Here is a 6,125-nt window from a genome sequence, read left to right as displayed (position 1 = left end):
GGCCACCGCCTCCCGCCGAGCCGCCGCCGGTCGAGCCGCCCGATGAGCTCGACACACTCGCGGTCGACATCGAGCTGACACCGGCGGCGAACGACGCGGCGCTGAAGGGCGCGGAGCCCGCGTACCAGCCGGGCGAGTCGCCGGGGTACATCACGGCGAGGCGCTCGGCCCACTTCTTCTCCTGGCCGAACACCACGGCGAACGGCAGCAGCCGCTCGTAGAGCACGAGCATCTGTCGCGGGTCATCGACATCGACGGGCCGCCGCTCGGCGCCCTGCGGCGACTGCAGCATCCGGATCCTGTCCTCCTCGGCCCAGTCGATGAACTGCTTGAGGCCCAGCAGGTGGTCGCGGATCACCGCGCCCTCGCTCGTGAGCGGGCTGCGTCCGAGGATGATCAGGATCGCGAAGATCGTGAGGAACCCGAAGACGAGCAGCACGATCGGCACGATCGGCGTCACGTAGGAGACCAGCGCGACGATCCCGCCGCCGAGCATCAGCACCACGGCGGCGATGGCGATGATGAGCGGCCACCTGCCGAGCCTGTAGCTGCGCGCCATACCCCGGCGGAGGGCGCTGTTCCGGGCGCCCGCCCAGCTGATCAGGCTCTGCGCGGCCTTGGAGAAGCGCGCGCTGGTGGTGCCGAACTCGAACGTCGAGCCCGACGCGAGCTCCTCGCCGAACAGGCCCTCGAGGATGATGCGGCCGTTGTCGTCGGCGCGCGTCGGATCGACGAGCTCGGCGGTGAACTTCGACGTGCCGAGGATGCCCTTCGACTCGACGATCCGCAGCGAGCCCGAGACCGCCTGCTCGAGCACCTCGGCGGCGATGATCTTCCCCGACCGCCCGAGGATCGCCGCGGCCGTCGCCGCATCCACTCCCTCGGGCGGGGTGAACTCCGCCACGACGACGGGGCGCCCCGGTTCGTCCTGCAGCCGCCGGCGCCGCACGAGGATGGCCCAGCCGATCGCGATCGCCCCGAGCACACCGCCTCCGATCTGGGCGAGCGCCGCGGGAGAGGACGCGACCGACGCGTCGAACGGGGTGAATGTGCCCGGCTCGAAGCCGATCGCGAAGGTCACCGGCTGGTACGGCCGCACCTCGCGGTACTGCGCCTCGAAGCGGACCGACCCGTCCGGCTGCGGGGCCGGCTCGAGCACCTCCGAGTCGGTGGACCCCACATCTCCCGCGTAGGAGCGGGCGTCTCCCGTCAGCGCGGCGGCGAGGTCGGCGTCGACCGTGACGCCCGCCTCGACCTCCCCGAACGGCTGCGCCCACTCCTCCCCGAGCAGATCCCAGTTGAACTCGTCGAGGCCGTTGTCCTTCGGCCCCGCGACGTTCTCGAGCGTGTAGGTGAAGACGTAGGTCTCGCGACCGTGGACGAACTCCCCCTCGGGAACCGCCGACGTGACGACGAGATCGCCGTCGTCGCTCTCGGTCTCGACGGGACGCGGATCGCCCTCCTCATCCGTCACCGAGACGAGCGTCGGATGAAGCGGCGTCCACTCGTCATCCTGCGGGATCCGCCGCTGCATTCCGCGGTTCTGGTCCCACTCGGGGAACACCGCCACGAACGTCTCGGTGATGCGCGCGACACCCGCACCCTCCTCGTTCTGCGACAGCTCGACCTCCACCGACAGGCTGTCGAACACGAAGTCGTCGACGTCGGCCCGCGCGGGCAACGCCGCCGAGAGGATCAGGATGATCGCCGCCAGCACCGCGAGCCCCGTCTGAGCGATCCGGTCGCGTGCGTGTGTCCACCCCATGCGCTCCACGCTGTGGGGTCGCGGGGTCGGGCGGAGGCGGCGGTGCGCCGATACGCTTGAGTCATGGTCGATCGGAGGCTCGCTGTGGAGGCATGGGAGAGCCTGTTCCGCGCCCAGCACGAGATCTTCGCGGAGATCTCCTCCGACTTCACAGGCACGGGCCTCACGCAGTCGGAGTACGACGTGCTGCTGACTGTCACACGCGCCGAGGGCATGTCCGCACGCCTGCGCGACGTGACGACGAACATGCTGATCAGCCAGCCGAGCGTGTCGCGCCTCGTCGACCGGATGGTCACGCGCGGCCTCGTGACGAAGTGCTCGGATCCGGCGGATGGCCGCGGCGCGATGGTCACGGCGACCGAGAAGGGCGCGCAGGCGTTCCGCCAGGTGGCGGTCAACCACGGCCGCTCGATCGCGGAGCGGATGTCGGTGCTCAGCGAGGACGAGCTGCGCCAGCTCCGTCAGCTCACGCGGAAGCTGCGCGGCGAGCGTCCCGGCGAGTGACGCGGCGTTCGCTCTGAGCGAACAGCCACCGGGAGCCGGAGACCTACGAACGCACCCGCGCGCGGTGCCGCTGCACGGCGGCGCGGTTGGCGCAGCGCGTCGAGCAATAGCGCTGCCGCCCGTTGCGCGTGACATCCACGACCACCCGGTCGCAGTCGGACGCCGCGCAGCGGGCGAGACGGTGCATCCCGCGCGTGACGAGATGCAGGGCCGTGCCGACGGTCACCACCGCGCGGATGACGTGCGCGAGCCCCTGGTAGTCGTCGCGGTAGTGGAGGTGCCAGCCCTCGCCGTCGTGGTTCGTCATCCGCGGGTAGGCGGTCGCCTCCGCCATCTGCGCGTTGAGCAGCAGCGCGCGACGATCCGGATCCGTCTCGTCCACGACCTCGAGCCACGTGTCGATGAGCGCGCGCACCTGAGCGTGATCGTCGGGCGTCTCGAGGAACGCGCCGGTCATCCCGCCCTCACGGATGCGCGCGACGACTCCCGCGCGGTCGGCCGGCCAGTCGTTCGCGAGCGATGCGGCCATCAGCACCGCGTACTCGCCGTAAGGGTTGAGATGCATAAGGCCATTACATCATCGTGGAGAGCGTGACAGAACCCCGCACCTCGCCCCTGCCACTCCTCGCCCCGACCGTCCACGAGCACGGCTGGCTCGTCGAGTCGTCGCACCGCACGCTCGACGGCACAGTGCTCTACGTCCGCTGCGCCGCGTGCGGAACGCGCCGCGTGGACCTCGCCGCGCGACCACAGACGCCGCCGGCCGCGCTCAGCCGTGAGGTCTGAGGAGGCGCCGCGAGAGCCAGAGGGTTAGCGGCAGAAAAGAGTGGATGGGGTCGGGCGTGTCAGTGGTCGCCGATCCAGCCTGATCGGTGCCAGAGGCCTTCGGTGGCGTCGAGGCCGGTGCCGTAGAGCTCGGGCCCGAGGTGCTCTTGGACCGTTTGTGGTACTGCCGGCTCGGGCGTGTGTGCGTGCTGGTGTGCTCGTTCGAGGGGGACCTCGCGGAGTAGCAGGAACCATTCGACGGCGCGTCTTCGGTGCTCGATGGTCATGCCGCGGTGGTGGCGGAGCAGGAGTCGGATCTGCGCGTTGATGCCGCCTTCGAGCGGTGAGGTGGTGCGCGGGTTGCCGTGTTCGAGGAATGTGAAGATGTGTCCGGCTTCGGCGGCGCGGTGCAGGATGCCCCAGGCCTTGCGGAGCCGTTCATGGGTGAACCCGAACTGGCCGTTGCCATAGATGGTGCGCTCTTTGGTGAGGTGCCCGAATCTCTGCCACCAGCCCTCGAGGGCGAGGCGCCATTGGATGGCTGCGTCGACATCGGCGACTGTGCTGAGGTTCAACGCCAGGGCGCGCAGCGCGCGCCCTGCTTTCAGGCGCGGGTTCCGCGTCAGTTCGCGGGTGACGTTCATCTGCAGGTGGAAGATGCAGCGCTGGACGGCGGTGTCGGGCCAGGTGTTGGCGAGGGCGGAGCGGATCCCGGAGCCGCCGTCGGTGACGACGACCTCCGGTGGCGGGACCTGACCGAACAGGGCTTCCCAGGCGGCGGTGGACTCCCGAGCGGCCCATTGCCAGGCGATCACGTGCCCGGTGTCGGACAGTGCGATCAGCAGGCACCAGTATCCGATCCAGATCCCATCGACGAGGACGGCGTCATGGACCTCTCCGGTGACTGGCATCTGCGGTCGCAGGTCCCAGCACCATGCTGTCTGGTCACGGAAGGAGCGTCCGGTGCCGCCGCCGGCTTGGGCCTGAGTGCTCTTCCCCGTCAGCCAGATCAGGAACCGGTGCAGCTGCCTCACGCCGCGTGACATCCGAGCGGCGGCGGATGGTCGAGGAGCCGCAGTCTTTGCAACGCCAGCGCTGCGTCCCCGAGCGATGGCGGCCGTTCTTCACCAGCCGTGACCCGCATACCAGACAAGTCGTCGTGTTCGACGGAAGATCCACGACTAAGGGTCGCGGACCATACCGATCCCCGTTTCACCGCGTCATTCCGCGGCTACATCGAGGACCCATCCACTCTTTTCTGCCTATAGCCCGAGCCAGAACGGCTGCCGGGAAACAAGAAACGGCCTGCCGAAGCAAGCCGTTTCCCACACTGTCTCAACACAGTCCTGGCGGTTCTGTCGAACCTGTGCGCCCGAAGGGACTCGAACCCCTAACCTTCTGATCCGTAGTCAGATGCTCTATCCATTGAGCTACGGGCGCTCATTCCGTTGCCTTGGCAACCCGTCTACTGTACATCATCGCCCGGGGTGCTCGCGAATCGAGGCGGGTCCGAGCACTCGCCGGGCGCGTCGCTCAGGACGCGGCGTCGGCGGCGTCCTCGGCGGCCGCCGCGAGCGTGCGCTTTCGCCGCGCCTGCGCCGAGAGCTTCTGCAGGTCGACGAGGCGCAGGGCCTGCATACGCGCCTCGCGCATCGACTCGTAATCGGGGTCCTGCTCGGGACGCATCGCCTCGACGCGCAGGCGGCCCTGCAGGTTGACCTCCACGTCGTGCCAGGCGGCCTCGCGCGCCCGCTCGACGAGTTCGCGCAGCTGCGCATCGTCGTCCGCCTTGGCCCTCAGCGCCTTCGCCACGCCCGAGTACTGCTTCGCGCGGCGGCGGAGGTTGCGCACGTCCCTGTCGCGGTAGTCGTGCGTCCCGTGCGGCTGCGTGTGGCGGCCCCACGCCGCCTTCCGCGCGCGGGAGACGGCGGCCGCGGCCTCATCCTGCTCGTCGGCGAGGGCGATCAGCGCCGCGCGCGCGGCGTCCACGAAGTGCTGCGGATCGAACGACTCGTCGAGCGAGATCGTGCCGACGAGGATGGCGTTCTTGACCGAGAGGCGCGCGGCGGCGAGCGCGATGGCGACGCCCTCCTGGATGGCTTCGGCGTTGCGTCCCATGGCACCTCCCCATCAGCGCGTCCCCGGCGGATCGGACCGAGTGGTCCGCCCCTTCCAGGGTACTGGCCGCGACCCTGTCAGACCGCCGCGGGGACGGGCTCCAGGAGGGCCCCCGAGCGCCGCTCGCCGGGAGGAGCGAGCGCGCGGGCACCGGTTCCCGCGACGGGAGGCGACCCCGTCGCTACTGTGGGATGACGGGATTCCGCCCTGACCTGGGCTCCCGTGGGAGGAGTGACGAATGTCCACTGCCGACACCGCGATGCTCATCGCGATCGTGAACGAGGACGGCTCCGCCGCGGTCGTGGCGGGAGACGTCCTGACCGAGTTCGACACGGCCACGGTCGAGGACGGCCGCCACGCGATCATGATGCATGCGATCGCCGCCGCACAGGAGCGCGACGCCGCCGTCCGCCTCCATGTCACCGAGCCCGACGGCACGTGGCCGCTGATCGTCCACGCCGATGGCGACGTCCAGCCGGATGAGGACGGCGAGGCCGCCGAAGCGTCGGATTCCCCCGAGCGTGGAGACGCCGACGACTCCGCGCCGCGCGAGGAGGCCGCGGAGAGCGATGACGCCCCGCAGGACGACTCGACGCCGGATGACTCCACCCAGAACGAGGTCGCCACCCAGGACGAGGACGGCGACCCGGAGGACGCGGAGCCGACCCAACCCGAGCCGGAACCCGAGCCCGTCGCTCAGGCGGCGCCGAGCACGGAGAGCGGCCCGATCGAGCTGCCGGATCCGCTGCGCGGGTCGGGCCTGGTGACGACGAGCCTTCCGGTGCTCGGCGTCTCCTTCGACGATGACGACGACGACAGCGACGTCGTCGACGACCCGAGCCCCGAGCCGCCCACGCGGCGCCAGCAGCGCGAGGCGACGGATCCGAGCCCCGTGAGCGAGCCGCTGCCTTCCGTCGCGCCACAGCCGCTGTCGGCCGCGGCGACGCCGAAGGCGACGACGTCCGTGGAGCCG

7 protein-coding genes, 1 tRNA gene and 1 pseudogene are annotated in these 6,125 nt (G+C 70.3%); 3 read left to right on the top strand and 6 right to left on the bottom strand.

The window, feature by feature from the left end:
* A partial coding sequence (locus tag IR155_RS15440; protein ID WP_135115677.1) for a DUF2207 domain-containing protein occupies positions 1 to 1,765 on the bottom strand: 1,765 nt, incomplete at its 3' end.
* 63 nt (positions 1,766 to 1,828) lie between these two features.
* Between IR155_RS15440 and IR155_RS15435 the strand changes: the two genes are divergently transcribed.
* Positions 1,829 to 2,269 carry a MarR family winged helix-turn-helix transcriptional regulator gene (locus tag IR155_RS15435; protein ID WP_135115676.1) on the top strand — a complete coding sequence of 147 codons (441 nt, stop codon included), beginning with the start codon at positions 1,829 to 1,831 and terminating at the stop codon, positions 2,267 to 2,269.
* Between the two features lie 43 nt (positions 2,270 to 2,312).
* On the opposite strand, the gene IR155_RS15430 is transcribed toward IR155_RS15435, so the two are convergent.
* The gene (locus IR155_RS15430; RefSeq protein ID WP_135115675.1) at positions 2,313 to 2,834 is read right to left on the bottom strand and encodes a CGNR zinc finger domain-containing protein; all 522 of its coding nucleotides are present in this window, start codon (positions 2,832 to 2,834) and stop codon (positions 2,313 to 2,315) included.
* 26 nt (positions 2,835 to 2,860) lie between these two features.
* On the opposite strand from IR155_RS15430, the gene IR155_RS15425 reads away from it, so the two are divergent.
* Complete coding sequence (locus IR155_RS15425) at positions 2,861 to 3,055, top strand: hypothetical protein (RefSeq protein ID WP_135115674.1); 195 nt, start codon at positions 2,861 to 2,863, stop codon at positions 3,053 to 3,055.
* 59 nt (positions 3,056 to 3,114) lie between these two features.
* On the opposite strand, the gene IR155_RS15420 is transcribed toward IR155_RS15425, so the two are convergent.
* From IR155_RS15420 to IR155_RS15410, 4 genes are all read right to left on the bottom strand, one after another.
* Complete coding sequence (locus IR155_RS15420; RefSeq protein WP_167760826.1) at positions 3,115 to 4,068, bottom strand: IS1249 family transposase; 954 nt, start codon at positions 4,066 to 4,068, stop codon at positions 3,115 to 3,117.
* Complete coding sequence (locus IR155_RS16460; RefSeq protein WP_457920469.1) at positions 3,980 to 4,213, bottom strand: IS1/IS1595 family N-terminal zinc-binding domain-containing protein; 234 nt, start codon at positions 4,211 to 4,213, stop codon at positions 3,980 to 3,982. The genes IR155_RS15420 and IR155_RS16460 overlap by 89 nt, the downstream gene beginning before the upstream one ends.
* 188 nt (positions 4,214 to 4,401) lie before the next feature.
* Positions 4,402 to 4,474 (bottom strand) — tRNA-Arg (locus IR155_RS15415).
* 93 nt (positions 4,475 to 4,567) lie between these two features.
* Positions 4,568 to 5,152 carry an asparagine synthase gene (locus tag IR155_RS15410; protein ID WP_135115672.1) on the bottom strand — a complete coding sequence of 195 codons (585 nt, stop codon included), beginning with the start codon at positions 5,150 to 5,152 and terminating at the stop codon, positions 4,568 to 4,570.
* 238 nt (positions 5,153 to 5,390) lie between these two features.
* Between IR155_RS15410 and IR155_RS15405 the strand changes: the two are divergent.
* Positions 5,391 to 6,125: pseudogene (locus tag IR155_RS15405) on the top strand (hypothetical protein); the annotation flags it as partial.

Source organism: Microbacterium paludicola, from assembly GCF_015235415.1.
Classification (GTDB): Bacteria; Actinomycetota; Actinomycetes; order Actinomycetales; family Microbacteriaceae; genus Microbacterium; species Microbacterium paludicola.
The sequence above is the reverse complement of the archived record's forward strand: the minus strand, read 5'-3'. Positions and strand labels throughout refer to the sequence as shown.

What these genes read in the sequence shown, in the direction of transcription:
- IR155_RS15435 (WP_135115676.1), top strand. Translation starts at nt 1,829, where the DNA reads ATGGTCGATCGGAGGCTCGCTGTGGAGGCATGGGAGAGCCTGTTCCGC.
- IR155_RS15430 (WP_135115675.1), bottom strand. Translation starts at nt 2,834, where the DNA reads ATGCATCTCAACCCTTACGGCGAGTACGCGGTGCTGATGGCCGCATCG.
- IR155_RS15410 (WP_135115672.1), bottom strand. Translation starts at nt 5,152, where the DNA reads ATGGGACGCAACGCCGAAGCCATCCAGGAGGGCGTCGCCATCGCGCTC.